This is a genomic window from Bacillus sp. 1780r2a1, assembly GCA_024134725.1.
GTDB lineage: Bacteria > Bacillota > Bacilli > Bacillales > Bacillaceae_H > Priestia > Priestia aryabhattai_A.
The window spans coordinates 3,799,805-3,826,255 of record CP099863.1; the positions used below are offsets into that span (position 1 = coordinate 3,799,805).

The following is a 26,451-nucleotide window of genomic DNA, read 5'->3' on the forward strand; positions in this document are numbered from 1 at the left end:
TTATTCCTCAAACTTAGACAAATTTATTACCTGTGAAACGTTATTCCAGATTTCACGGTGCATTTCGACATTTTCTGTACGAACTGTTGGTACCTCAACAATATGCAGTCCGCCCTCTTTAAACGAAGCTTTTAGTGCATCATGAAATTCACCTGCTGTATAAGCTCTACTAAATGTACCAGCATATAAATTTGCAGCATGCTCAAACTGCAAGCCTGTTGGTGTACCGAATAAAAACTCAAAATGCTTCTCTTCTTTTGACTGAGGTAGGAATGAAAAAATCCCTCCACCATCATTGTTAATGAGCACGACTGTTAAATTGAGATTATGCATTTTAGCAGCAAGCAAGCCGTTTAAATCATGATAAAAAGATAAGTCACCAATTAAAAGTACAGTATGCTCATATTCAGTGCTAACGCCTAAAGCTGATGAAACTACACCATCAATACCATTGGCACCTCGATTTGCAAATAAGTGAAGCTTTTTATCTGTTGCAAAGAAAAACGAATCTACATCTCTTATCGGCATTGAGTTACCGATAAACAAAGCCGAATTAGCTGGTAAAAGCTTTGACAGTTCCTCTACAATGCTACCTTCAAACCACTTATCTTGTAAGCTGGCTTTTAATGAATCCTTAACTTGCTTATTTAATTCAATCCACTTTTCGCTCCATGAATTAGAAGATTTTTTACTCCCTATATACTTAGGTAATTCACGAGCAAATAGTCCTTCGTTGCACTGAATCATATGTGTGGAGCGAAGAGTAGGATCTCGCCATCCGTTGCTTTCATCTACTACAAAAACAGCTTTTGGTTCATAAGCTTTTAAAAATAAAGTTAACCCCTTTGATACAGGCATGGCACCAAAACGAATGACAACTTCTGGCTTCAATAGTGGTTGAATTCCTTCTTTTTTCAAAAATGAATCATAAGTATCGATGATAAGATCTTTATCGTGATTACCACTTCTCATCTGGGAGAGTGGATCTGCAATAATTGGAAATTGAAGATAATCTGATAACTCTACAATAGCCTGTTTATCCTCACTATTTAGCTGGTCTCCACATATGATTAAACCTTTTGTTTCGTCTTTTATGAACTGACCAATATGCTCAAAAGCTTGGCTAGAAAGCATTGATTTTCCTTCATCAAACGATACATAAGAGTTTTCACGTTCATGTAAGCTCCATAAATTTTCCAAAGAAAGATTTGGAACAATTGGCTCACGAAGCGGCATGTTAATGTGAACAGGTCCTTTTGGACCACTAGCTGACAGGCTGACAGCTCTTCCAGCCAAAGTTCGAATGTAACGAATTGGCTCTTCTGTTGCTTCTGGTAAAGCAGTATCTACAAACCACTTCGCGTAGTGACTAAACAAGTATTGTTGATTAATTGCTTGTGGAGCCCCTACCTCACGCAGTTCATGTGGACGATCTGCAGTAATAACAAGTAGAGGAACCCTTGAATAATATGCTTCAACAACCGCCGGAAAATAGTTCGCAGCAGCTGTTCCAGACGTACAAACAAGCGCAACAGGCTGATTTTTTGCTTTTGCCATACCTAAAGCAAAAAAACCAGCCGAGCGCTCATCAATATTTAAATGAACTTTTATCTTCTCATGCTCAGACATTAACATAGCAATTGGTGTTGAACGAGAGCCGGGGCTTACCACAACGTGATTCACACCTAATTTGGCTAATTCGTCTACAAAAGCTGCTACATAAGCAGTTAGCTGATTAGTATGGTCCACTTGCTATACCCCCTAAAGCTGATAGCATTGGATTAAATTTAATCGTTGTTTCTTCATATTCACTCTCAGGAGTCGAATCCGCTACAATTCCACAACCTGCAAACAGCATCGCCTGTTGTCGTTCAATTACACCTGAACGAATTCCAACAATAAACTCTCCGTTACCATTAATATCAACCCAACCAATTGGAGCTGCATACCATCCTCGGTCGAATGGTTCTAACTTTCGAATAATGGACAAAGATTCATTTTGTGGATATCCTCCTAAAGCAGGTGTTGGGTGGAGCTCTTTTAACAGCGAAAACAATGTTACATCTTTCTTCGTTTTGCCTCGAACAGGTGTATAGAGATGTTGAATATGCTTCGTTTTATACAGTGTTGGTTGCATAGGTATTTCTACTTCCATACAATAGGCTTCCATTGCTTCTTTTATCATATGAACAACCACATCATGTTCAATTAAATTTTTTTGATCATTTAAAAGCTCATTACCTAAAAGCTCATCTTCTTTTCTTGTTTTTCCTCGCTTAATAGAACCCGCTAAGCAAGTCGAAAAAACATAGTCTCCCTCTTTTTGCACCAAACGCTCTGGAGACGCCCCAACAAAATGTTGATTTTCATTCTCAAAAATGAAGGTATAGCTTGTAGGTTGTTCTCTCAACAAACGCTGAATAACGTACTCTGTCGAAATTGCTTCGGTAAATGTTGCTTTTAACTGTCGAGCTAGTACCACTTTCTCAATTTTTCCTTGTTGGATTAACGAAGTAGCATTTTGAACATTTTTTTTAAACCTTTGTACATTAATTTCTTCTTTTGTTAATAGTAAAGGCGATGAATAGCTACTACCGTCATATTCTTGGTTCCCTAACAATCCTTCAAGCTCTTCAATACGATTAAGATGAGCTTGTATATTGTCTTCACCACTTACTTTAATGTTTATACTTAGATATCCATTCCCTTCCGTCTCTGTATAAAGAACAGAGGGAATTACAAATTTACTATTGGAAAAATCGTTCCAATGGTTGTCCTTTTTTTGATAAGGATCAAATGAGAATCCTCCAAAAAGCAGAGGACCTGTACCATTTGGAAACTCTACGTCATTTGTATACAAAATATCTCTTTTAAAGCGCTTCCATTGTTTTTCTGTATCAAAAAAACGCTCAGACCCTTCTTTGGAAGACAGCGTATAAGCTCTTCCTAACCCAACGAACGTATACTGCTGGTTCGGATCTCTCCAAAAGAAACGTTCTTTACAAAACTGTCTATAGCCGTTTGCATAAAAAATAAGGGGGTCAATAGGTCTTACTTTTTTGACTACGCTGACAAGTTTTGTGTTACTTTCATTTTTGGCACATTCAATTGCCTCTGATAAATGATCATGTATTAACTGTTCAGTTATTGCAATCACACTACGTCCCCCCGTTTATAATGTCGTAAGTCTTTAACCAATTTATTATAAACTTTCGCTGTAAAAAAATCTAGTTTGACAACTGAATTCCCTTGATAAGATTGTATCATATCTCAACAAAAGTTACCGATTTTGTGCTCTTTGTTTCCAAGTTGCATTATATAACTTAAAAAAATATTTACTTTCCTTCAGCAATGAAAGTATTTATCGACTAGTTTTTCCATAACTAAGGGAAGAAGTCGTTACACATTTCATCATAAATACCAATCATTTCACATGTGAAACACGATAGAACTTAATTTTTTTAAATCATTTAACACATAATAATGTGGAATTGAGTAATTCAAGGGAAAAGGGAGAGAAGTCTTATGATTTCCAATAAGCAACTAAATCAATTAAGGGAAGCATTATTAACTGAACAAGAAAGCCTAATGCATCAGTTAAAAGACAATAATGATTTTGGGTTAAGATCCCAAAGTTTACATGATTCAACCGGAGAATTATCAAGTTATGATAATCACCCTGGAGATATGGCCAGTGAAATTTACGAACGTGAAAAAGATATTGCATTATATGAACATACACGCGAAGAGCTAAAGGAAATTAAGGCTGCTTTAAATGCTATGGAAACAAGCTCATATGGAAAATGTAAAACTTGTGGAAAAGATATTAGCTTTGAACGTCTCCAAGCAGTTCCTACCACCTTGTACTGTAAAGAGCATAGTCCGTCGCAAGAAACATCACGACAACGACCCGTCGAAGAATTGAACCTTCGTCATCCATTTGGACAATACGATTTGGATACTTCCGGAGCAACTGAATATGACGCGGAAGATTCTTGGCAAGACGTCGAAAGATATGGAACGTCTGAATCACCATCTGACTTCGAAGGAGATATCTCTTCTTATAACGACACATACATTGAACATGATGAAAACGTTGGATATGTAGAAGACTATGAGAACTTCGTAGGTACTGATTTATATGGAAAAGAAATTGTTGTATACCCGTCCAAACAGCATGAAGAATATGAGCAGACCTTAGATGAAGAAGGTATTATGACAACTTTTGGTGACCTACCACCTCATGAAAAAGAGCATTATACAGAATAACAGGAGTAGCGTAATACGGCTGTTATTCTGTATAAAATATATGTATAAAGAAATTCCCATAATTTCTTTAGTGATAATAGATAAAAAAGGAGCCTAGAGGCTCCTTTTTTAATATGACAATATTTGTTTTGATGAATTAATTTCCCAAATCTCTTTTGCATACTCTGATATTGTGCGATCGCTAGAGAAATAACCTGATTGAGCAATATTTAACGCGCTCATTTCAAACCACTTCTCTTTGTCACAGTATGCTTGATTTACTTTTTCTTGTGCTTGAACATAGGAAGCGAAGTCTCTCAGTACGTAGTACTCATCATTTTGCATTAACAACGAATCGTAAATTGGTTCAAATAAATCGTAAGTATTCTTAAAAAAGCCGTTTATAAGCTGTTCTATCACTTTTTTTATTCGCTGATCATGATGATAATAATCAAATGAGCGATACCCACCGTTTTGTTGATAGTGTAAAACTTCCTCAGATGATAAACCAAAGATAAACATATTGTTTTCTCCAACAGCTTCCGCAATCTCTACGTTTGCTCCATCCATTGTTCCAATAGTTAAAGCACCGTTCATCATGAATTTCATATTCCCAGTGCCTGATGCTTCTTTACTGGCAGTTGAGATTTGTTCGCTAACATCGGCTGCTGTAAAAACATCTTCAGCCAAAGAAACGCGGTAGTTTTCAAGGAAAACAACTTTTAAAAACGGCGATGTGATTGGATCACTGTTTACTACATCAGCCACTGAGTTAATTAACTTAATAACCTTCTTAGCATAGTAATATCCTGGCGAAGCCTTTGCTCCAAAGATAAAAGTTCTAGGTATAATTTTAAAGTTAGAGTCTTCTTTTAAACGATTGTATAGATACATAATATGAAGTACATTTAGCAACTGTCGCTTATAAGCATGTAACCTTTTCACTTGCACATCAAAGATTGACTCTGGATTTATTTCAATACCAGTTTGCTTTTTGATAACTTCGCTTAAAATATCTTTCCGCTGTTGCTTTACTTGTTTTAATTGGTCTTTAAAATTGTTATCTTGAGCATAAGGCTCCAACTGTTTTAATGCGTAAGGATTTTTCACCCAGTCATCACCGATAGTTTCATTGAGAAGCATTGATAATTCTGGATTCGCCTTTAACAACCATCGTCTATGAGTAATACCGTTTGTTTTATTAATAAACTTCTGTGGATAGAAATCAAAGAAGTTTTTCATTTCTCGCTTTTTTAAAATGTCGGTGTGTATTTTTGCCACGCCGTTTACTTTATGACTTCCTACAATCGCTAAATGAGCCATCTTCACCATATCATGCGCGATAATGGCCATATCCTCAATTCTTTTCCATTGATAAGGATATTTTTTCCACAACTCTTCACAAAAGCGCTGATTAATTTCTTCCACAATCATATAAATACGAGGGAGAAGCGGTTTAAACAAGTGAATTGGCCATTTTTCTAAAGCTTCAGATAACGTCGTATGGTTGGTGTATGAAATGGTCTGTGTAGTAATATGCCACGCATCATCCCAGCTAAGCTTTTCCTCATCCAAGAGAATGCGCATCAATTCTGGAATAGCTAATACAGGATGAGTGTCATTGATATGAATCGCTACCTTTTCATGTAGATTGGCAAGCGTCCCGTACACAATACGATGGGAACGAATAATACTTTGCAAACTAGCGGATACGAGAAAATATTGCTGCTTCAATCTTAAAATTTTACCATCTTCATGGGTGTCATCTGGATACAAAAATTCGGATACTGCTTCTGTTTCTCTCTTATACTGCATTACGTCTTTATGTACTGGAAATGAGGCAGGTTCTGCATTCCAAAGTCGAAGCGTATTCACCGTAGTCGTATCATAGCCTACTACCGGAATGTCATACGGCACAGCTAAAATAGACTCTCCATTAATATGTCGAAATGCTAGTTTGCCATTATCATTGTAATATTCAACTTCTCCCCAGAAGTTTACTTCAATCGATTGATCAACTTTTCTCACTTCCCAAGAGTTACCATGACGAAGCCACTGTTCAGGCAATTCTACTTGAAAACCATCCACAATTTTCTGATCGAATAACCCATGTTTATATCGAATTCCACATCCATGCCCTGGTAAATTTAAAGAAGCTAAAGAATCTAAAAAACAAGCAGCTAAACGGCCTAACCCACCATTGCCTAACCCAGCATCTGCCTCAATTTCCTCAATTTCTTCTAGTGAAATATTTAAATCTTTTAACCCTTCTTCAACTACTTCTTTTATTCCAAGGTTAAGTAAATTTTGTCCTAATAGCCTGCCTAATAAAAATTCAATCGAGAGATAATACACTTGTTTTGAATGATTTGACCTCTGAGCCTCATTAGTAGCAATCCAATCACTACTAATATACTCTCTGACCATATTTCCTAACGTATGGTATTGATCTTGTACCGTCGATTCTTTGAAGCTTTTCCCATAAGTCATTTCTAACTTTTTTAAAAATACTTTTTGAAAGCTTTCTTTATTAGAGAACAAGCTTATCACCCTTTCAAGATGAAATAGATGTTAAGTTCGCATATAGTTGATTATATTTAAATGCCGACTGCGCCCAGCTATAATCTTGACTCATAGCATCTCGCATTAATTTCTCCCATACGTCCTTATCATTGTAAAAGGAAATTGCCCTTTCAATTGTGTAAAGCATATCGTGAGCGTTATAATTTGCAAAAGTAAATCCATTTCCTTCGTGAGTAGACTCATTATACGAAAGGACCGTATCATTTAGCCCACCTGTTTCCCTGACGATTGGGATTGCACCGTAGCGCAACGCAATCAATTGACCTAATCCGCATGGCTCAAACTTTGAAGGCATTAAAAATAAATCTGATCCCGCATACACTTTATGGGCTAGCGCTTCATTGAAACCAATGATTGCTTTTACCTGATTGGGATACTGAGACTCCATGTCTTTGAAAAATGATTCAAATTCTTCTTCACCTGTCCCGAGTATAACAACTTGCGCACCTAAACGAGTTATTTCATGAAAAACATGCTTTACAAGATCTAACCCTTTTTGTTTTGTTAACCGCGTTACCATTGATACAAGTGGGACATTATTTTTCACATCTAATCCAAGGTATGCTTGTAAATCTTCTTTATTCTTATTCTTACCTGCTAAATCTTGTGCTGAATAGTTAAATGCAATTAACTCATCCACTTCTGGATTATAGGCCTGATCATCAATACCATTTACAATCCCTATCAAATCCTGGTCTCTTTGTCTTAGTAATCCATCTAACTTTTCACCATAATAAGGCATTTGAATTTCATTTCGATAAGTTGGGCTCACTGTTGTAATTTTATCCGCAGAGACAAGACCGCCTTTCATAAAATTTAAATTGCCATAAAACTCTAATTGATTAGACGTAAAGTGATAATCATTTAAGTTTAGTAGCTCATATAAATTTTGCTTTGGAAAGACCCCCTGAAACTGTAGGTTATGAATAGTGAATACCGTTTCAATATGGTCATACATATTATATTGCGCTCTTAATAAAAAAGGAATCATGGCTGTATGCCAGTCATGACAATGAATGATATCCGGCTCATTTACTAAAGTTGGAATAGCTTCTAGTACTGCTTTAGAGAAAAAGGCAAAGCGTTCTGCATCATCATAATGACCGTACAGACTATCTCTTTTAAAATAGTATTCATTATCAATAAAAATGTACTGAGTACCATTCATTTCTAGCGTATAAATCCCACAATATTGTCTTCTCCATCCAACTTGTACATAGATGACTTTTTCTAAAGTCATCTGCTCACTGTACTGTTCAGGAATTAAGCTATACTTGGGCATAATTACAGATACGTTGGTGCCCAGCTGCTTCAATTCCTTAGGCAAAGCACCAGCTACATCCGCTAATCCTCCTGTTTTAATAAACGGTACACATTCTGACACTGCAAATAATACATTCACGAATTCATCAACGCTCCTTGAACTGTTCCTTTTGCTAATACTCTTGGTAGATTAGGTTCACCATTCAACTCTTCATGACTACCTATTTTTACATCTTTATCTAAAACAACATAGTTTAATACGCTATTTTCAAGAATAGCTCCTTTTTGCATCACAATACTATTTTTAACAACTGCGCCTTTTCCTATCTTTACACCTCGGAAAATAATACTGTTTTCAACATGCCCTTCAATAACACATCCGTTAGCAATCATTGAATTTTTCACTACAGCTGTTTTTGCATAGCGCGTTGGAGGTTCATCTTTTGTTTTTGTATAAACTGGACGAGTTCTTAGAAATAGCTGCTTCCACGTGTCTGGAGATAAAATATCCATACTAGCTTTATAATATGCTTCTAGCGAATCCACTTGAGAAAGGTATCCATTATGCTCATACGTAATCACTTTGGATGACTCTGAAAGATAGTGCACAAGCTCTGTAATCGTATCAAAATCTTGGGTTTCATTTTGTAGGATATCGAGTAACGTTTTTTTATTAATAATGTATATGTTTAGAGGAGTATTACCACTCACTACTGACGTTACAACTGCACCTTGAGCTACATGACGCTTTAATACTTGACTGAAATCAATGGTACAAATGGTATAGCTATTTGCAATAATAACGTAATCTTGTTTACTTCGAAGGAAATAATCAATATGATAGCGGAATTGAGCAATTAGCGATGGGTCTTCTAATTTTAAATCGTTTTTTACAGGTGGAAAGATGAATAGTCCATCTCTTTTTCGGTCTAGATCCCACTCTTTTCCTGAACCAATATGATCAGTAAGAGCACGATAGCGGTCCTTTGGAAATATAGCCACGCTTTGGACGCCAGAATTCACCATATTCGACAGCATAAAATCAATTAAGCGGTAGCGTCCTGCAAATGGAACAGCCGCAATTGAACGATAAAAAGTTAATGGTTGTAAAGAGCTCATAGTTGTGCAAGCATCAATAATGCCTAGCATTTGATTATTCAATGTAGTTCATCCTCTCTGTTAATTAAATGCATTATGAAATTGATTCTAAAAGTTCATTAGTCACTAAAATGACTTCTTCTTTTCCCTGTGTTGGCTTAATAATAGTTCCATCTGGAATGATTACATCTGACGGAATAATAGCATTTTCAATATATACGTTTACTCCCACTTTAGCCGATGGCATCACAACGCTTCGTTTGACCTCTGAACCGCTGCCAATTTGTACTCCTGGAAACAACACAGAGCGTTCAATACTACCTTCAACAACGCAGCCCTCATTTACTAACGATTCCACTACGCATGCTGTTGGAGCAATATACTGAGGAGGTTGACTAGGATTTACTGAATATACTTTCCATGAAGAATCAAATAAATTGAGCTCATCACTTTCGTCTAATAAGTCCATATTCGCTTCCCACAAGCTTTTAACTGTACCAACATCTTTCCAATACCCTGTAAATGGATATGCTATTAAGCGCTTCTTCTCTTCTAACAATAGAGGAATGACATCTTTCCCAAAGTCATGACTAGAATAAGGATTACGTGCATCCATTTCTAGATATTCTTTAAGAATATTCCATTTAAAAATATAAATACCCATAGAAGCTAGATTATTCTTTGGATGCTGTGGCTTTTCATCGAATTCCTCAACTTCTAAAGCTTCGTTTGTATTTAAGATTCCAAATCTACTTGCTTCATCCCAAGGAACTTCAATCACTGAGATAGATACATCTGCCTCTTTTTCAATATGGTAATCTAGCATACTCTCATAATTCATTTTGTAAATATGGTCTCCGGATAAAATTAACACATACTCAGGTTCATACTGACATAGGTAGTTTAAGTTTTCATAAATTGCACTAGCAGTTCCTTTGTACCACTTTACCCCTGATGACTCTGAATAAGGAGGTAATACCGTAACGCCTCCGTCTCTCCTATCCAAGTCCCAAGCGCTTCCAATACCAATATAAGAATGTAAAAGTAAAGGCTGGTACTGTGTTAAGATTCCAACTGTTTCAATCCCAGAGTTGGAGCAATTGCTTAATGCAAAATCAATAATTCGATATTTTCCACCAAATGGGACAGCTGGCTTTGCTAAATTTTTTGTAAGTGAACTTAATCGACTACCTTTTCCTCCTGCCAATAACATCGCTACGCACTTCTTTTTTAACATTTTTTTTTCTCTCCCCCCGTTTTTTCTTTGTTCTCATGATGCTAATCCCAAAGGGTGGTACATCCATTTCAATATGAAACGGTAGACCGTGAAACCCTTCCTCAACTACTTTTAAAGGTTTTGAGTTAACAACTCCAGAACCTCCAAAATCAACATGATCACTATTGATGACCTCAACATATTCTGTGTTTAGAGGAACACCTACTTTATATGCATGATATGGAACATCTGAGAAGTTACATACCACTACAAGCTTATCCTGACTATTTGTTGATGTTCGAATAAACGAAAAGATTTTTTGATCTCGATTATTCACATCAATCCAAGAGAAACCTTCTTCTTTATGATCTAATTCATAAAGTGGCTTACTTCTTTTATAAATTTTAAGTAACTCTTTAAAATAACTATTTAAATTTTGGTGCATGTCAAAGTCATATAGCTGCCAATCTAAATCACTTGCGTCTTTCCACTCATCGAATTGACCAAATTCTCCACCCATAAATAGTAGTTTCTTGCCCGGATGAGCAATAAAATAGCCGTATAATAATCGCAGCTGAGCAAATTTTCGCCAATAGTCTCCAGGCATTTTATTTAACATTGATTTTTTCCCATGAACGACTTCATCATGAGAGAATGGTAAAATGAAATTTTCATTAAAGGCATACATTAAAGAGAAAGTCATCTTTTCATGAAGATTCGCTCTTTGATGAGTGTCTGCTTCCATATAGGTTAAGACATCGTTCATCCAGCCCATATTCCATTTGTAATTAAAACCTAGCCCACCATCATATGTAGGAGCTGTAACTAGTGGCCAATCTGTTGAATCTTCAGCCGTCATTAAAATAGTTGAATCATAGGCAAAAACCGCTTCATTGAGCTTTCTTAAGAATTGAACAGCATATTGATTTTCAACCAATTCATGCGAATTCGGCCAATACAACATATTGGCAACAGCATCGACCCTAAAGCCATCAACGTGAAAATACTCTAGCCAAAACAATGCATTCGATATTAAGAAACTTTGCACTTCTGGCTTACCTAAATCAAAATTAGCCGTGCCCCATGTATAGTTTTCACGGTCTAATTCGTTCTTGTATTCATACGTGGGTGAACCATCAAACATATATAACCCATGCGCATCTTTACAAAAATGGCCGGGAACCCAATCTAAAAGAACGCCTATGCTGCTTTGATGACATTGATCAATAAAATACATTAAGTCGTGTGGTGAACCGTATCGACTTGTTGCAGAAAAATAGCCAGTCCCTTGGTATCCCCACGATTTATCGAGCGGATGCTCAACGAGCGGTAATAGTTCGATATGGGTAAAACCTTGTTCTAGTACATAAGGAATTAATTCTTCAGCTAGTTCACGATACGTATATAGTTCACCATCTTCGTGAATCTTCCACGAACCCGCGTGTAGCTCATAAATGCACATAGGCTTTTCATAAACAGCGTGTTGCTTCTTTTTACGCTTCCAATACTGATCACCCCACTTGTATCCTTCTAAAGAATAAATTTTAGAAGCAGTGTTAGGCCTTACTTCGCTATGAAAAGCATATGGATCCGCTTTTAATATTTTGGTTCCATTATGAGTTGTAATTTCGTATTTATAAATCATATTCTCTTCAAGATTTGGGATAAATATTGTCCATATCCCTTGAGAGTTTAATCTCTCTAACGGATGATTTAAACCGTCCCATTCATTAAAATCACCCACAATGCTTACCGCAGAAGCATTAGGAGCCCAAACAGAAAATCGTACTCCCTCTATGCCGTTTAGTGTTAACTTATGTGCCCCAAAGAGCTTATAACTATGAAACAAATTTCCTTCATGATAAAGATGGATGTCAAAATCAGTAGGTTGAACAATCGAATTCAAAAATACCCCTCCTTGATAACAATTAACCTAGTAAATAAACTCCTCTTTTTTTATTTCCATTATTTACTATACCCTCTTTTCTAACGACTAACCTAGTAAATAAACCTTTCTTCTTTCATTTCTATTATCTAATTTACATTCCATAAAGCATCTATTTTTTCCTTCTTTTCTGAATATTTTTATGAAAATAAAAAAACTATCTATTTACTAGATGGTTTTCAAATAAATAAAAAAGGTTTGCATAAATGCAAACCTTTTCAGATATGACCCGTACGGGATTCGAACCCGTGTTACCGCCGTGAAAGGGCGGTGTCTTAACCACTTGACCAACGGGCCAGTATTAAAATCGACTGGCGGAGAAGGAGGGATTTGAACCCTCGCGCCGCTTACGCGACCTACACCCTTAGCAGGGGCGCCTCTTCAGCCTCTTGAGTACTTCCCCAATATAATGGCTCCACAGGTAGGACTCGAACCTACGACCGATCGGTTAACAGCCGATTGCTCTACCACTGAGCTACTGTGGAATAATAAATGGTGGGCCTAAGTGGACTCGAACCACCGACCTCACGCTTATCAGGCGTGCGCTCTAACCAGCTGAGCTATAGGCCCATTATGGAGCGGGTGATGAGAATCGAACTCACGACATCAGCTTGGAAGGCTGAGGTTTTACCATTAAACTACACCCGCTTAATTATATGGGGCGACTGATGGGAATCGAACCCACGAGTGTCGGAACCACAATCCGATGCGTTAACCACTTCGCCACAATCGCCATATAGATGGTGGCTCGGGACGGAATCGAACCGCCGACACAAGGATTTTCAGTCCTTTGCTCTACCAACTGAGCTACCGAGCCTTTTTATAATGGCGGTCCCGACGGGAATCGAACCCGCGATCTCCTGCGTGACAGGCAGGCATGTTAACCGCTACACCACGGGACCACTTTGGTTGCGGGGACAGGATTTGAACCTGCGACCTTCGGGTTATGAGCCCGACGAGCTACCAGACTGCTCCACCCCGCGATAATTTGATAATAATATAATGGCGGAGGAAGAGGGATTCGAACCCCCGCGGGCTTTAACACCCCTGTCGGTTTTCAAGACCGATCCCTTCAGCCGGACTTGGGTATTCCTCCGTATATTATATATGGTAGCGGCGGAGGGGATCGAACCCCCGACCTCACGGGTATGAACCGTACGCTCTAGCCAGCTGAGCTACACCGCCATATTATCAGAAATGTATTAAATTGGTGGAGCCTAGCGGGATCGAACCGCTGACCTCCTGCGTGCAAGGCAGGCGCTCTCCCAGCTGAGCTAAGGCCCCATAAATGGTCGGGAAGACAGGATTCGAACCTGCGACCCCTTGGTCCCAAACCAAGTGCTCTACCAAGCTGAGCTACTTCCCGTTTATGGCGCGCCCGAGAGGAGTCGAACCCCTAACCTTTTGATCCGTAGTCAAACGCTCTATCCAATTGAGCTACGGGCGCTTATTAAAATGGTGCCGAGGGCCGGACTTGAACCGGCACGGTAGTCACCTACCGCAGGATTTTAAGTCCTGTGTGTCTGCCAATTCCACCACCCCGGCAGGACTTATTTGTGGAGCGGAAGACGAGGTTCGAACTCGCGACCCCCACCTTGGCAAGGTGGTGTTCTACCACTGAACTACTTCCGCGCATTATGAAATTAAATGGTGCGGGTGAAGGGACTTGAACCCCCACGTCGTAAAGACACTAGATCCTAAGTCTAGCGCGTCTGCCAATTCCGCCACACCCGCATGTGTGTGTATTTAAAATGGTGAGCCATGAAGGACTCGAACCTTCGACCCTCTGATTAAAAGTCAGATGCTCTACCAACTGAGCTAATGGCTCGAAAGTGGTGCCGGCAAGAGGACTTGAACCCCCAACCTACTGATTACAAGTCAGTTGCTCTACCAGTTGAGCTACACCGGCAACATATTCATGGTGGAGGATGACGGGATCGAACCGCCGACCCCCTGCTTGTAAGGCAGGTGCTCTCCCAGCTGAGCTAATCCTCCATTATATAAAAGCCTGGCAACGTCCTACTCTCACAGGGACAAAGTCCCAACTACCATCGGCGCTAGAGAACTTAACTTCCGTGTTCGGCATGGGAACGGGTGTGACCTCTCTGCTATCGCCACCAGACATATTATATTATATAATACTTTTGAAAAAAAGCAAGACTTTTTTTATCTTGTTCTTTCAAAACTAGATAACAATTTGCTGAGTACTAAGTTTACTGTCTAACTACGGCTCCTACGCCTTTCACAATTGAACAGTCGCCTTCGCTTTTCTAATTTGGTTAAGTCCTCGATCGATTAGTATCAGTCAGCTACACACGTCGCCGTGCTTCCACCTCTGACCTATCAACCTGATCATCTTTCAGGGATCTTACTAGCTTGCGCTATGGGAAATCTCATCTTGAGGGGGGCTTCATGCTTAGATGCTTTCAGCACTTATCCCGTCCACACATAGCTACCCAGCGATGCCTTTGGCAAGACAACTGGTACACCAGCGGTGTGTCCATCCCGGTCCTCTCGTACTAAGGACAGCTCCTCTCAAATTTCCTACGCCCACGACGGATAGGGACCGAACTGTCTCACGACGTTCTGAACCCAGCTCGCGTACCGCTTTAATGGGCGAACAGCCCAACCCTTGGGACCGACTACAGCCCCAGGATGCGATGAGCCGACATCGAGGTGCCAAACCTCCCCGTCGATGTGGACTCTTGGGGGAGATAAGCCTGTTATCCCCGGGGTAGCTTTTATCCGTTGAGCGATGGCCCTTCCATGCGGAACCACCGGATCACTAAGCCCGACTTTCGTCCCTGCTCGACTTGTAGGTCTCGCAGTCAAGCTCCCTTGTGCCTTTACACTCTACGAATGATTTCCAACCATTCTGAGGGAACCTTTGGGCGCCTCCGTTACTCTTTAGGAGGCGACCGCCCCAGTCAAACTGCCCACCTGACACTGTCTCCCAGCCCGATCAGGGCTGCGGGTTAGAATTTCAATACAACCAGGGTAGTATCCCACCGACGCCTCCACCGAAGCTAGCGCTCCGGCTTCTCAGGCTCCTACCTATCCTGTACAAGCTGTACCAAAATTCAATATCAGGCTACAGTAAAGCTCCACGGGGTCTTTCCGTCCTGTCGCGGGTAACCTGCATCTTCACAGGTACTATAATTTCACCGAGTCTCTCGTTGAGACAGTGCCCAGATCGTTACGCCTTTCGTGCGGGTCGGAACTTACCCGACAAGGAATTTCGCTACCTTAGGACCGTTATAGTTACGGCCGCCGTTTACTGGGGCTTCGATTCAGAGCTTCTCCCAAAGGATAACCCCTCCTCTTAACCTTCCAGCACCGGGCAGGCGTCAGCCCCTATACTTCGCCTTGCGGCTTCGCAGAGACCTGTGTTTTTGCTAAACAGTCGCCTGGGCCTATTCACTGCGGCTCTCTCGGGCTATACACCCTACCAGAGCACCCCTTCTCCCGAAGTTACGGGGTCATTTTGCCGAGTTCCTTAACGAGAGTTCTCTCGATCACCTTAGGATTCTCTCCTCGCCTACCTGTGTCGGTTTGCGGTACGGGCACCTCCCGCCTCGCTAGAGGCTTTTCTTGGCAGTGTGGAATCAGGAACTTCGGTACTATATTTCCCTCGTCATCACAGCTCAGCCTTATGATGAGCGGATTTGCCTACTCATCAGCCTAACTGCTTGAACGCGCATATCCAGCAGCGCGCTTACCCTATCCTCCTGCGTCCCCCCATTACTCAAACGGCGGGGAGGTGGTACAGGAATATCAACCTGTTGGCCATCGCCTACGCTTTTCAGCCTCGGCTTAGGTCCCGACTAACCCTGAGCGGACGAGCCTTCCTCAGGAAACCTTAGGCATTCGGTGGACAAGATTCTCACTTGTCTTTCGCTACTCATACCGGCATTCTCACTTCTAAGCGCTCCACCAGTCCTTACGGTCTAGCTTCGCAGCACTTAGAACGCTCTCCTACCACTGACATCAAAGATGTCAATCCACAGCTTCGGTGATACGTTTAGCCCCGGTACATTTTCGGCGCAGAGTCACTCGACCAGTGAGCTATTACGCACTCTTTAAATGGTGGCTGCTTCTAAGCCAACATCCTGGTTGTCTAAGCAACTCCACATCCTTTTCCACTTAACGTATACTTGGGGACCTTAGCTGGTGGTCTGGGCTGTTTCCCTTTTGACTACGGATCTTATCACTCGCAGTCTGACTCCCACGGATAAGTCTTTGGCATTCGGAGTTTGACTGAATTCGGTAACCCGTTGGGGGCCCCTAGTCCAATCAGTGCTCTACCTCCAAGACTCTCACTACGTGAGGCTAGCCCTAAAGCTATTTCGGAGAGAACCAGCTATCTCCAGGTTCGATTGGAATTTCTCCGCTACCCACACCTCATCCCCGCACTTTTCAACGTGCGTGGGTTCGGGCCTCCATTCAGTGTTACCTGAACTTCACCCTGGACATGGGTAGATCACCTGGTTTCGGGTCTACAACCACATACTAAACGCCCTATTCAGACTCGCTTTCGCTACGGCTCCGTCTCTTCAACTTAACCTTGCATGGGATCGTAACTCGCCGGTTCATTCTACAAAAGGCACGCCATCACCCATTAACGGGCTCTGACTACTTGTAGGCACACGGTTTCAGGATCTCTTTCACTCCCCTTCCGGGGTGCTTTTCACCTTTCCCTCACGGTACTGGTTCACTATCGGTCACTAGGGAGTATTTAGCCTTGGGAGATGGTCCTCCCAGCTTCCGACGGAATTTCACGTGTTCCGCCGTACTCAGGATCCACTCAAGAGGGAACGAAGTTTCAACTACAGGGTTGTTACCTTCTTTGACGGGCCTTTCCAGACCTCTTCATTTACCTCGTTCCTTTGTAACTCCGTATAGAGTGTCCTACAACCCCAAGAGGCAAGCCTCTTGGTTTGGGCTAATTCCGTTTCGCTCGCCGCTACTCAGGAAATCGCATTTGCTTTCTCTTCCTCCGGGTACTTAGATGTTTCAGTTCCCCGGGTCTGCCTTCAATATCCTATGTATTCAGATAAAGATACTGCTCCATTACGAACAGTGGGTTTCCCCATTCGGAAATCTCCGGATCAAAGCTTACTTACAGCTCCCCGAAGCATATCGGTGTTAGTCCCGTCCTTCATCGGCTCCTAGTGCCAAGGCATTCACCGTGCGCCCTTTCTAACTTAACCATTAGCGAATAAATGGTGCAACTTGCGTTGCGTTATTTATTGGTTTGATTAAAGAAAAGTTTCACTTTTCCTCAGCTATTACTGTTATCTAGTTTTCAAAGAACAATCGCACTCAAAATTCTTCTTATTAGATAAGAAGAAAGTGATGTACTTTCTATTAATGAGAGATTGAACTCTCAAAACTGAACAAAGTTTCAAAACGTACGTCTTATAAAAATCCTTAGAAAGGAGGTGATCCAGCCGCACCTTCCGATACGGCTACCTTGTTACGACTTCACCCCAATCATCTGTCCCACCTTAGGCGGCTGGCTCCATAAAGGTTACCCCACCGACTTCGGGTGTTACAAACTCTCGTGGTGTGACGGGCGGTGTGTACAAGGCCCGGGAACGTATTCACCGCGGCATGCTGATCCGCGATTACTAGCGATTCCAGCTTCATGTAGGCGAGTTGCAGCCTACAATCCGAACTGAGAATGGTTTTATGGGATTGGCTTGACCTCGCGGTCTTGCAGCCCTTTGTACCATCCATTGTAGCACGTGTGTAGCCCAGGTCATAAGGGGCATGATGATTTGACGTCATCCCCACCTTCCTCCGGTTTGTCACCGGCAGTCACCTTAGAGTGCCCAACTTAATGCTGGCAACTAAGATCAAGGGTTGCGCTCGTTGCGGGACTTAACCCAACATCTCACGACACGAGCTGACGACAACCATGCACCACCTGTCACTCTGTCCCCCGAAGGGGAACGCTCTATCTCTAGAGTTGTCAGAGGATGTCAAGACCTGGTAAGGTTCTTCGCGTTGCTTCGAATTAAACCACATGCTCCACCGCTTGTGCGGGCCCCCGTCAATTCCTTTGAGTTTCAGTCTTGCGACCGTACTCCCCAGGCGGAGTGCTTAATGCGTTAGCTGCAGCACTAAAGGGCGGAAACCCTCTAACACTTAGCACTCATCGTTTACGGCGTGGACTACCAGGGTATCTAATCCTGTTTGCTCCCCACGCTTTCGCGCCTCAGCGTCAGTTACAGACCAAAAAGCCGCCTTCGCCACTGGTGTTCCTCCACATCTCTACGCATTTCACCGCTACACGTGGAATTCCGCTTTTCTCTTCTGCACTCAAGTTCCCCAGTTTCCAATGACCCTCCACGGTTGAGCCGTGGGCTTTCACATCAGACTTAAGAAACCGCCTGCGCGCGCTTTACGCCCAATAATTCCGGATAACGCTTGCCACCTACGTATTACCGCGGCTGCTGGCACGTAGTTAGCCGTGGCTTTCTGGTTAGGTACCGTCAAGGTACAAGCAGTTACTCTTGTACTTGTTCTTCCCTAACAACAGAGTTTTACGACCCGAAAGCCTTCATCACTCACGCGGCGTTGCTCCGTCAGACTTTCGTCCATTGCGGAAGATTCCCTACTGCTGCCTCCCGTAGGAGTCTGGGCCGTGTCTCAGTCCCAGTGTGGCCGATCACCCTCTCAGGTCGGCTATGCATCGTTGCCTTGGTGAGCCGTTACCTCACCAACTAGCTAATGCACCGCGGGCCCATCTGTAAGTGATAGCCGAAACCATCTTTCAATTTTCTCTTATGCAAGAGAAAATGTTATCCGGTATTAGCTCCGGTTTCCCGGAGTTATCCCAATCTTACAGGCAGGTTGCCCACGTGTTACTCACCCGTCCGCCGCTAACGTCATAGAAGCAAGCTTCTAATCAGTTCGCTCGACTTGCATGTATTAGGCACGCCGCCAGCGTTCATCCTGAGCCAGGATCAAACTCTCCGAAGAAATGTTTGACTTGCTCATAAAAGTTTTAAAAAATTAACGTTGACGTTTGTCGCTTTGTTCAGTTTTCAAAGTTCAACCGCCGCTCTTAAGCGACTTTTTAATGTTACCAAGTTATCTTCATAAAGTCAATAACTTTTTTAAAATAATTTTTTCGTTTTTTTCAGCGCGTCTGCTGTGTTATCTCAGCGACATTTAATAATATATCATCATATTATTCATATAGCAACTATTTTTTTAATATTTTTTTCAAAAAGTTAACTATAGTAAAAAAACCATTTTACTAGATGCTTGAACTTTTATAGGAATAGAACGTTTTACTCTCACATATCTTCTAGTAATAACATTGAATAGATAGGAAGTTGATGTAATGAACCTATGGATTTCAATCGCTCTCTACGTATCCTTTATTATGTCCATCTTTTTAATTTCTCAAGCGTATTTTGAATCTTTGCGCTTAATGAACTCTGAAGGAAAGGTAAAAGGAATCCCTTTCGTTTTTCTCTCATCCTTCAGCTTAGTATTTACTCTTTTAACTTCTTATTTTTATCAGTTACTCTATTAACAAATTTCTCTACACTTCGACAAACCTCCCCAGGCAGGTTGTCGAAGTTTTTTTATGAAACATAAAGAAAGTGCTGGTACAATATTAAATGTAAGCGCAATCATTAAGTTAGGGGGAACCAATACTGATGCTAAAAAACTTAACAATTGGCCAATTATTAAAAGAAACCAGTACTTTATTTAAAGATCATTCAGCGGTTATCTACTCTCAAGAGAATATTCACTATACGTATAACGAATTGTATAACGAAACAACAAAAGTTGCAAAAGCTCTCCTAGGATTAGGGATTAAGAAAGGAGAACATATTGCAGTATGGTCTACTAATCGTTTGGAATGGATTTTACTTCAACTTGCTTCCGCTCGAATTGGTGTCGTATTAGTTACGGTAAACACAAGTTATCAAGAAGCTGAAGTAGAATACCTTTTACATCATTCTGATACAACTGCCCTTTTCTATATTGATTCCTTTAAAACAACTTCATATTCATCAATCATTTCATCTATTGTTCATAAACTTCCAAGACTACAACATCTGATTAGCATTGATAATAAAAAACACCAAATGGACTGGAACCAATTTCTACTATATAGCATGAACATTTCAGATCAAGCACTCGCTCTTGCTGAGCAAGACGTTTATCCTGAAGAAGTAATTAATATGCAATATACCTCTGGCACTACAGGATTTCCGAAAGGTGTTATGCTCAGTCATAATAATATAGTCAATAATGCTCTTTTAGTAGCTAACGCAATGAAGTTATCTCACCAAGACAGACTTTGCATCCCAGTACCTTTTTTTCATTGTTTTGGTTGCGTTATGGGATTATTAGCATCAGTATGTGTTGGAGCAACCATGGTGCCCATTGTTGAGTTTAATCCTACCGCTGTATTAGAAACTATTGAAAAAGAAAAATGCACCGCTTTACATGGTGTACCAACTATGTTTATCGCTGAATTAAACCTTCCAAATTTCCACAATTACGATTTATCAAGTTTACGCACAGGAATTATGGCTGGATCAAATTGCCCTACTGAAGTCATGAAACGAGTAATGAATGATATGGGAATTCATGAAATCACCATTGCTTATGGACAAACTGAAAGCTCACCTGTTATTACTCAAACAACTACTACCGACTCCTTAGAAAGGCGGGTAACAACTGTAGGCAAAGCTCACCCTTATGTACAAGTAAAGATTATCGATCCAGTAAATGGACATGCGTTACCGACAGGTGTACAGGGGGAACTTTGCGCAAAAGGTTACTTAATTATGAAGGGATATTACAAAATGCCAGAGGAAACGGCTAATACCATTGACGATGATGGGTGGCTTCATACTGGTGATTTAGCCGTCATTGATAATGAAGGCTATATTAAAATTACCGGTCGCTTAAAAGATATGATTATTAGGGGTGGAGAAAATATCTATCCACGTGAAATTGAAGAGTTTTTATATCTTCACCCAAAAATTGAAGACATTCAAGTGATTGGTGTCCCTGATAGACATTACGGAGAAAAAGTTGTGGCTTGCATTAAGTTAAAGCCAGGTATAGAAGCAACAGCATCTGAAATCAAAGAATATTGTAAAAACAAACTTTCACACTTTAAAATACCTGAATCTATCTATTTCGTAGAAACATTTCCAATGACTGCATCTGGAAAAATCCAAAAATACAAATTACGGGAACAACTTCAAAATTTTTCATAAAAAATGATATTTTTCGCCTCTAAACACTAAAAATAGTTTACTATACTAACTATACATATCTGTTCAAACCTTATCATACAGATATAAACAACACAGTTTAGTGAAATAGGTGAATAAAATGGATCATCAAATGTTATTAAAGCTTGGTATATCTGCTCTATTAGGACTTATTATCGGATTAGAGAGAGAATTAAAGCGTAAGCCTGTAGGTTTAAAGACTTCCCTTGTTATTTCAATTATCAGCTGCTTGTTAACCATTGTCTCAATCGAATCCTCCCATATCCTTAATGATGGTGATAACATTACTATGGATCCATTGCGTTTAGCAGCACAAATTGTGTCTGGTATTGGATTTCTTGGTGCAGGAGTTATTTTACGCAAAGAAAATGACAGTATCTCAGGGTTAACAACGGCTGCTATTATATGGGGAGCTGCCGGTATTGGTATTGCTGTAGGCGCAGGCTTTTATATGGAGGCCTTTGTAGGGGTTATTTTGCTCATTATTAGCGTTGAGCTCCTCCCGTTTTTAATTACCGTTTTCGGACCAAAACAGCTGCGTGAAAAAGATCTCATCCTTCAATTGAAACTGGCGAACAAACATAATATTGTTGAGACAACAGCCAGTATTAAAGAAAAAGATATTACGATAAAGAATATACGTATTAAAGATTTAGATACGGGGCAACTATATATTCGAATGAAAGTGTCTGTTCACCAAAAGCGCCCTACCACTGAAGTTTATTACGAAATACAGAAGATTTCAGGTATTCGAAGCATCGAAATTGAAAATGTCTAAAAGGCACAATGCCTTTTAGACATTTTTTAAATGTTTTAAAAACCACTCTCGAGACTTTTCAGATAACCGAAACTCATCTTTTGTCGCTTCTGTTAATAACTCATACTTCTCCACATATGGCAAGTCCATACTGTGAATAATTTCTCTGCACTGCTTCAAAAAATATGTGTATTGTGTATAACTATCGTCAAACTGAACTTGCAAATCTCTAATAATCTTCTTTGTTAACAACGGACTTGCTCCATTTGTGGATACAGCGATAGACAATTCTCCCCTAGAGAAATTTGCAGGAATATAAACATTTCCTTTTTTATGTGCACTAGCCACATTGACAAGCTGATTCTCACTCTTTTCTTTTTCTATTATCTCTAAAGCATCAACTTGATGAGTAGCCACTATAATAAGAAATGTGTTGGCTAAATCTCCTTTTTGCAGACAGCGATTTTTCACCTTTACTTTTCCTTGTTCTTCCCATTCATAGATATCTTTTTCCACATGTGGCGATACGACAATAATCTTCGCTTTTTGTTCCAGCAGCTTTCGAACACGCCTAACTGCCACCTTTCCTCCCCCAACAATTAGGACCGTTTCCCCTTCTAGATTAAGAGTAACGGTAAACATCGTATTCATTTCCCTTACTGTTTAATAAGCTATTCACTCGATCTTGTAAAATATTACTTAAGGCATTATGATAACCCAAATAATTTGCTAAGATAAATTCTTGGTCAGCTTTATTCCATCTTTTTAACTCTGTTCGAATTTCGTTCATCAAAATCCCTGTAAATAAAAGATATGGTAATACAAACACTTGTGAATATCCAGATTCACTTGCTTGTTTTAAGCCATCTAAAAGCTTGGGTGTTGTGGCAGCTAAATAGCAAGTGTCTACATGCTCAAATCCACCTTTATATGCCAAGCGTTTGGCAATTTCACGGAAATCGTTTTTGACTTCAGGATCGCTGCTTCCACGGCCTACTAATAAAACCATTGCGTCTTTTTGAATGGGGACTTCAGTCTCCTTAATTCTCTCTAATAAGATATCCACAATTTGATCATCAACACCAAAAGGGGTACCATAAGCGACTTTGACATGTGGATAGTGTTGATAAACTTTGTGTATTTCTTCTGGAATATCCACTTTAGCGTGACCCGCTGTTAACAATAAGACAGGAACAATTGCAATTCTAGTAGCTCCTTGCTCCACACACTTCTTGAAACCTTGTTCAATTGTAGGATTTGCTAACTCCAGGAAACACACTTCTTGAATTGGAACATCAACTTTCACTTTGCTTCTTTCAATAAATTCAATGGCTTGATCACAGCCTTTTTTCACTCGGCTACCGTGACAAATATACAATACTGCATCCATATCATTCACCTCTTTATTAAGCTTCTTCTACACAAGCATATTGTGTAGAAGCCAACTGTTCAAACCAATTTAGTTTTTCATGAAAGCGGACAACCTCGCCTACAACAATTATGCTTGGGTTTCCTATCTTCTCTTTTTTTACAATATCAACAATTGTATCTAGTTTACCACTAACTGTGCGCTGCTCACCATACGTTCCCCAATTAATAAGTGCAATGGGCGTATCTTTTGATTTCCCGTGCTCAATAAGCGATTCACAGATATAAGAAAGATTTTTAACCCCCATATAAATCACCAATGTATCAACAGCTGTTGATAACTGCTCCCACTTAACAGCTTTACAAGGCTCGTCTTGGCGATGTCCTGTTATAAAAGCGACGCTCGCACTATAATCACGATGTGTAACAGGTATTCCCGCATACGAAGCTGCAGCAATTCCCGATGTAACACCAGGAATAATCTCAAAATCAATATTATTCTCTACCAACGCCTCTGCTTCTTCTCCTCCTCGTCCAAATACAAAAGGGTCTCCCCCTTTTAAACGCACGACAACTTTACCTTTTTTAGCAAATTTCACTAGAAAACTATTAATTGTTTCTTGCTTCAACGTGTGATAATTAGGTAATTTACCACAATAAATGATATTTACTTCTGATTTAGCATACTCTAACAACTCTTTATTCACCAAGCGATCGTATAAGATTACGTCTGCTTTTTGAATAGCTTTTATTGCTTTAACCGTAACCAATTCTGGATCTCCCGGACCTGCCCCAACCAAATACACTTTGCCCATTCTTCCAATTCACCCTCTCAATACTGTTAATCTACTCTTATTAACGAATAAAGCAAAGGCCCTCACTATGCAAAGCACAGCTTTGCTTTTGCGATGTGAGGGCCCTTATTTCTTACTTTTTAAATGAATTTTTTATTTGTTAAATAAGCTAAAACTGTTTCAACGCATTCTTCGACTGTTTGATTAAATGTATTTACAACCAGCTCAGCATTTTCCGGAGCTTCATAAGGTGAATCGATACCTGTAAAGTCACGAATTTCACCACTTCTAGCTTTTTTGTAAAGGCCTTTAGGATCTCGTTTTTCACACTCTTCCAGTGGGCACTCTACGTACACTTCTACAAATTCATCTGCTTCTAAGAGTTCTCTCACCTGTGTACGGTCTTCTTTAAAAGGTGAAATAAACGCTGTTAATACAACTTGCCCACTGTCAACGAACAGCTTGGAAACTTCTCCAATCCGACGAATGTTCTCAGTACGATCTTCAGCAGAAAAACCTAAATTTTTATTTAAACCAAAGCGAATGTTATCTCCATCTAATACATAGTTGCGAATATTTTTTTCAAACAATGCTTGTGCTACTGCATTTGCAACGGTTGACTTACCCGAACCTGATAAGCCAGTAAACCATAGTACAAAGCTGTAGTGTCCGTTTTGTTGCCTTCTTGCTTTTTTATCAATCCCTGACTCGTGCCATGTAATATTTGTTGATTTACTCAATTCAACCGCTCCTTAATTTGAAGTTACTGTTTGCTGTAATCCTTTTATTAACACTTCAATTACTTCTTTTCGACTAAACGTACTTGGTGGAACTTCACCATTCCGAAGCATTTCACGTACTTTTGTTCCTGATAAAATGACATGGTCTTCTTTTTCATGTGGACATGTTTTAGTTGAAGCCATCCCTTCACACTTCTTGCAGTAAAAGCTGTGTTCAAAGAATAGTGGTGTAATCCCAAGCTCATCTTCTGTAAAGTTATTAAAGATTAATTGCGCATCGTATGTTCCATAGTAGTCACCTACACCAGCATGATCACGACCTACAATAAAGTGTGTACATCCAAAGTTCTTACGCACTAATGCATGGAAGATTGCTTCTCGAGGTCCAGCATATCTCATCGCTGCTGGGAAAACAGCTAAAAATACACGATCTTTTGGATAGTAGTTTTTAAGCAATACTTCATAGCTTTCCATACGAATATCCGCTGGGATATCATCAGATTTTGTTTCTCCTACAAGTGGGTTTAAAAACAGTCCATCAACAATTTCTAAAGCCGATTTTTGAATGTACTCATGAGCACGATGAACTGGATTACGAGTTTGAAAACCTACAACTTTTTTCCAGTTACGCTCTTTGAAGATTGCTCTCGTTTGTACTGGATCTAAATAATACGTTTCAAACTTATCTTTTTGCGTACGATTTACAAGTATAATCGAACCTGCTACATATACATTGGGACGTTCAAATAATTTGCGCACGCCTGGATGAGCTAGTTCTGCTGTACGATAAACGTGTTCTGCTTCTTTTTCCTTATTTGGTTTGTACGTTTCAGATACTGTTAAGACACCATAAACCACACCATTTTGCACAAGTTTGACTTGATCTCCTACTTGTAGCTCCTGCGCTTTTTCTTCTGTAACTGGAAGAGTAATTGGAATACTCCAAACTGTACCATCAGCTAATCTCATGCTTTCCACAACAGATTCATAATCACGCTGTCCTAAAAAGCCTTTAATAGGACTATATCCGCCGATTCCAATTAACTCTAAATCACTTAATGCAATATTATCTAATTCAATCTCTTTAGTAACACCTGTATAATCATAGTCAGGTTGATACAAATTAACTAATTCTCCACCATGTGCTTGAATTGAACTCATCCT

At 40.1% G+C, this 26,451-nt stretch carries 15 protein-coding genes, 20 tRNA genes and 3 rRNA genes; 3 read left to right on the forward strand and 35 right to left on the reverse strand.

Features of this window, described 5'->3' with window-relative positions:
• A complete protein-coding gene (gene menD, locus NIZ91_19150; GenBank protein USY54817.1) occupies positions 1-1,749 on the reverse strand; it encodes a 2-succinyl-5-enolpyruvyl-6-hydroxy-3-cyclohexene-1-carboxylic-acid synthase in 1,749 nt (582 codons plus the stop codon).
• Complete coding sequence (locus NIZ91_19155) at positions 1,736-3,157, reverse strand: isochorismate synthase (protein ID USY54818.1); 1,422 nt, start codon at positions 3,155-3,157, stop codon at positions 1,736-1,738. Before NIZ91_19155 ends, menD begins: the two co-directional genes overlap by 14 nt.
• A 368-nt stretch (positions 3,158-3,525) precedes the next feature.
• Here NIZ91_19155 and NIZ91_19160 point away from each other — a divergent pair, with 368 nt between their 5' ends.
• Positions 3,526-4,269 (forward strand): TraR/DksA C4-type zinc finger protein, encoded by a 744-nt coding sequence (locus NIZ91_19160; protein USY54819.1) that lies wholly within the window; start codon positions 3,526-3,528, stop codon positions 4,267-4,269.
• A 108-nt stretch (positions 4,270-4,377) separates the two neighbouring features.
• Here NIZ91_19160 and NIZ91_19165 read toward each other — a convergent pair whose 3' ends face one another.
• The 28 genes from NIZ91_19165 to NIZ91_19300 all read right to left on the reverse strand — a co-directional run bounded on the left by NIZ91_19165 (position 4,378) and on the right by NIZ91_19300 (position 19,340).
• Positions 4,378-6,789, reverse strand: a complete 2,412-nt coding sequence (locus NIZ91_19165; protein USY54820.1) for a glycogen/starch/alpha-glucan phosphorylase — start codon at positions 6,787-6,789, stop codon at positions 4,378-4,380.
• 13 nt (positions 6,790-6,802) lie between these two features.
• Positions 6,803-8,233, reverse strand: a complete 1,431-nt coding sequence (gene glgA, locus NIZ91_19170; GenBank protein ID USY54821.1) for a glycogen synthase GlgA — start codon at positions 8,231-8,233, stop codon at positions 6,803-6,805.
• Positions 8,230-9,255 (reverse strand): sugar phosphate nucleotidyltransferase, encoded by a 1,026-nt coding sequence (locus tag NIZ91_19175; GenBank protein USY54822.1) that lies wholly within the window; start codon positions 9,253-9,255, stop codon positions 8,230-8,232. The genes glgA and NIZ91_19175 overlap by 4 nt, the downstream gene beginning before the upstream one ends.
• 31 nt (positions 9,256-9,286) lie before the next feature.
• Complete coding sequence (locus NIZ91_19180; GenBank protein USY54823.1) at positions 9,287-10,429, reverse strand: glucose-1-phosphate adenylyltransferase; 1,143 nt, start codon at positions 10,427-10,429, stop codon at positions 9,287-9,289.
• The gene (gene glgB, locus NIZ91_19185) at positions 10,380-12,305 is read right to left on the reverse strand and encodes a 1,4-alpha-glucan branching enzyme (GenBank protein USY57237.1); all 1,926 of its coding nucleotides are present in this window, start codon (positions 12,303-12,305) and stop codon (positions 10,380-10,382) included. Before glgB ends, NIZ91_19180 begins: the two co-directional genes overlap by 50 nt.
• Before the next feature lie 273 nt (positions 12,306-12,578).
• Positions 12,579-12,650: transfer RNA gene (locus tag NIZ91_19190), tRNA-Glu, on the reverse strand.
• A gap of 15 nt (positions 12,651-12,665) precedes the next feature.
• A tRNA-Ser gene (locus tag NIZ91_19195) sits at positions 12,666-12,756 on the reverse strand.
• A 7-nt stretch (positions 12,757-12,763) separates the two neighbouring features.
• Positions 12,764-12,838 (reverse strand) — tRNA-Asn (locus NIZ91_19200).
• Between the two features lie 8 nt (positions 12,839-12,846).
• Positions 12,847-12,923 (reverse strand) — tRNA-Ile (locus tag NIZ91_19205).
• Positions 12,924-12,927: 4 nt separating this feature from the next.
• Positions 12,928-13,001, reverse strand: a tRNA-Gly gene (locus tag NIZ91_19210).
• Between the two features lie 9 nt (positions 13,002-13,010).
• A tRNA-His gene (locus NIZ91_19215) sits at positions 13,011-13,086 on the reverse strand.
• An 8-nt stretch (positions 13,087-13,094) separates the two neighbouring features.
• Positions 13,095-13,170 (reverse strand) — tRNA-Phe (locus NIZ91_19220).
• 9 nt (positions 13,171-13,179) lie between these two features.
• Positions 13,180-13,255, reverse strand: a tRNA-Asp gene (locus NIZ91_19225).
• 4 nt (positions 13,256-13,259) lie between these two features.
• A tRNA-Met gene (locus NIZ91_19230) sits at positions 13,260-13,336 on the reverse strand.
• A gap of 20 nt (positions 13,337-13,356) precedes the next feature.
• Positions 13,357-13,449, reverse strand: a tRNA-Ser gene (locus NIZ91_19235).
• Between the two features lie 12 nt (positions 13,450-13,461).
• A tRNA-Met gene (locus NIZ91_19240) sits at positions 13,462-13,538 on the reverse strand.
• Positions 13,539-13,561: 23 nt separating this feature from the next.
• Positions 13,562-13,637, reverse strand: a tRNA-Ala gene (locus NIZ91_19245).
• A 5-nt stretch (positions 13,638-13,642) separates the two neighbouring features.
• Positions 13,643-13,719: transfer RNA gene (locus NIZ91_19250), tRNA-Pro, on the reverse strand.
• A gap of 4 nt (positions 13,720-13,723) precedes the next feature.
• Positions 13,724-13,800 (reverse strand) — tRNA-Arg (locus NIZ91_19255).
• Positions 13,801-13,809: 9 nt separating this feature from the next.
• Positions 13,810-13,898 (reverse strand) — tRNA-Leu (locus tag NIZ91_19260).
• A gap of 12 nt (positions 13,899-13,910) precedes the next feature.
• Positions 13,911-13,985 (reverse strand) — tRNA-Gly (locus tag NIZ91_19265).
• 16 nt (positions 13,986-14,001) lie between these two features.
• A tRNA-Leu gene (locus NIZ91_19270) sits at positions 14,002-14,087 on the reverse strand.
• Between the two features lie 18 nt (positions 14,088-14,105).
• Positions 14,106-14,181 (reverse strand) — tRNA-Lys (locus tag NIZ91_19275).
• A 5-nt stretch (positions 14,182-14,186) separates the two neighbouring features.
• A tRNA-Thr gene (locus tag NIZ91_19280) sits at positions 14,187-14,262 on the reverse strand.
• A 10-nt stretch (positions 14,263-14,272) separates the two neighbouring features.
• Positions 14,273-14,348, reverse strand: a tRNA-Val gene (locus NIZ91_19285).
• 11 nt (positions 14,349-14,359) lie between these two features.
• Positions 14,360-14,475, reverse strand: a 5S ribosomal RNA gene (gene rrf, locus NIZ91_19290).
• A 153-nt stretch (positions 14,476-14,628) separates the two neighbouring features.
• Positions 14,629-17,563: ribosomal RNA gene (locus tag NIZ91_19295) — 23S ribosomal RNA — on the reverse strand.
• Between the two features lie 224 nt (positions 17,564-17,787).
• A 16S ribosomal RNA gene (locus NIZ91_19300) occupies positions 17,788-19,340 on the reverse strand.
• Together the 16S, 23S and 5S rRNA genes with 20 tRNA genes alongside form the textbook arrangement of a ribosomal RNA operon.
• Positions 19,341-20,029: 689 nt before the next feature.
• On the opposite strand from NIZ91_19300, the gene NIZ91_19305 reads away from it, so the two are divergent.
• Together NIZ91_19305 and NIZ91_19310 are read left to right on the forward strand one after the other, a co-directional pair.
• Positions 20,030-21,610 carry an AMP-binding protein gene (locus NIZ91_19305; protein USY54824.1) on the forward strand — a complete coding sequence of 527 codons (1,581 nt, stop codon included), beginning with the start codon at positions 20,030-20,032 and terminating at the stop codon, positions 21,608-21,610.
• 118 nt (positions 21,611-21,728) lie between these two features.
• Positions 21,729-22,406 carry an MgtC/SapB family protein gene (locus NIZ91_19310; GenBank protein USY54825.1) on the forward strand — a complete coding sequence of 226 codons (678 nt, stop codon included), beginning with the start codon at positions 21,729-21,731 and terminating at the stop codon, positions 22,404-22,406.
• Positions 22,407-22,421: 15 nt separating this feature from the next.
• On the opposite strand, the gene NIZ91_19315 is transcribed toward NIZ91_19310, so the two are convergent.
• The 5 genes from NIZ91_19315 to sat all read right to left on the reverse strand — a co-directional run bounded on the left by NIZ91_19315 (position 22,422) and on the right by sat (position 26,448).
• The gene (locus tag NIZ91_19315; protein USY54826.1) at positions 22,422-22,967 is read right to left on the reverse strand and encodes a precorrin-2 dehydrogenase; all 546 of its coding nucleotides are present in this window, start codon (positions 22,965-22,967) and stop codon (positions 22,422-22,424) included.
• Between the two features lie 40 nt (positions 22,968-23,007).
• Positions 23,008-23,775: a sirohydrochlorin chelatase gene (locus NIZ91_19320; GenBank protein ID USY54827.1), complete on the reverse strand. Its 768-nt coding sequence runs from the start codon at positions 23,773-23,775 to the stop codon at positions 23,008-23,010.
• Positions 23,776-23,791: 16 nt separating this feature from the next.
• Entirely contained in the window at positions 23,792-24,568 is a 777-nt protein-coding gene (gene cobA / locus NIZ91_19325) for a uroporphyrinogen-III C-methyltransferase (protein ID USY54828.1), read from the reverse strand.
• A 119-nt stretch (positions 24,569-24,687) separates the two neighbouring features.
• Entirely contained in the window at positions 24,688-25,287 is a 600-nt protein-coding gene (gene cysC, locus NIZ91_19330) for an adenylyl-sulfate kinase (protein ID USY54829.1), read from the reverse strand.
• Positions 25,288-25,299: 12 nt separating this feature from the next.
• Positions 25,300-26,448, reverse strand: coding sequence for a sulfate adenylyltransferase (sat, locus tag NIZ91_19335; GenBank protein USY54830.1), 1,149 nt, complete (start codon positions 26,446-26,448; stop codon positions 25,300-25,302).
• Between the last annotated feature and the right edge of the window lie 3 nt (positions 26,449-26,451).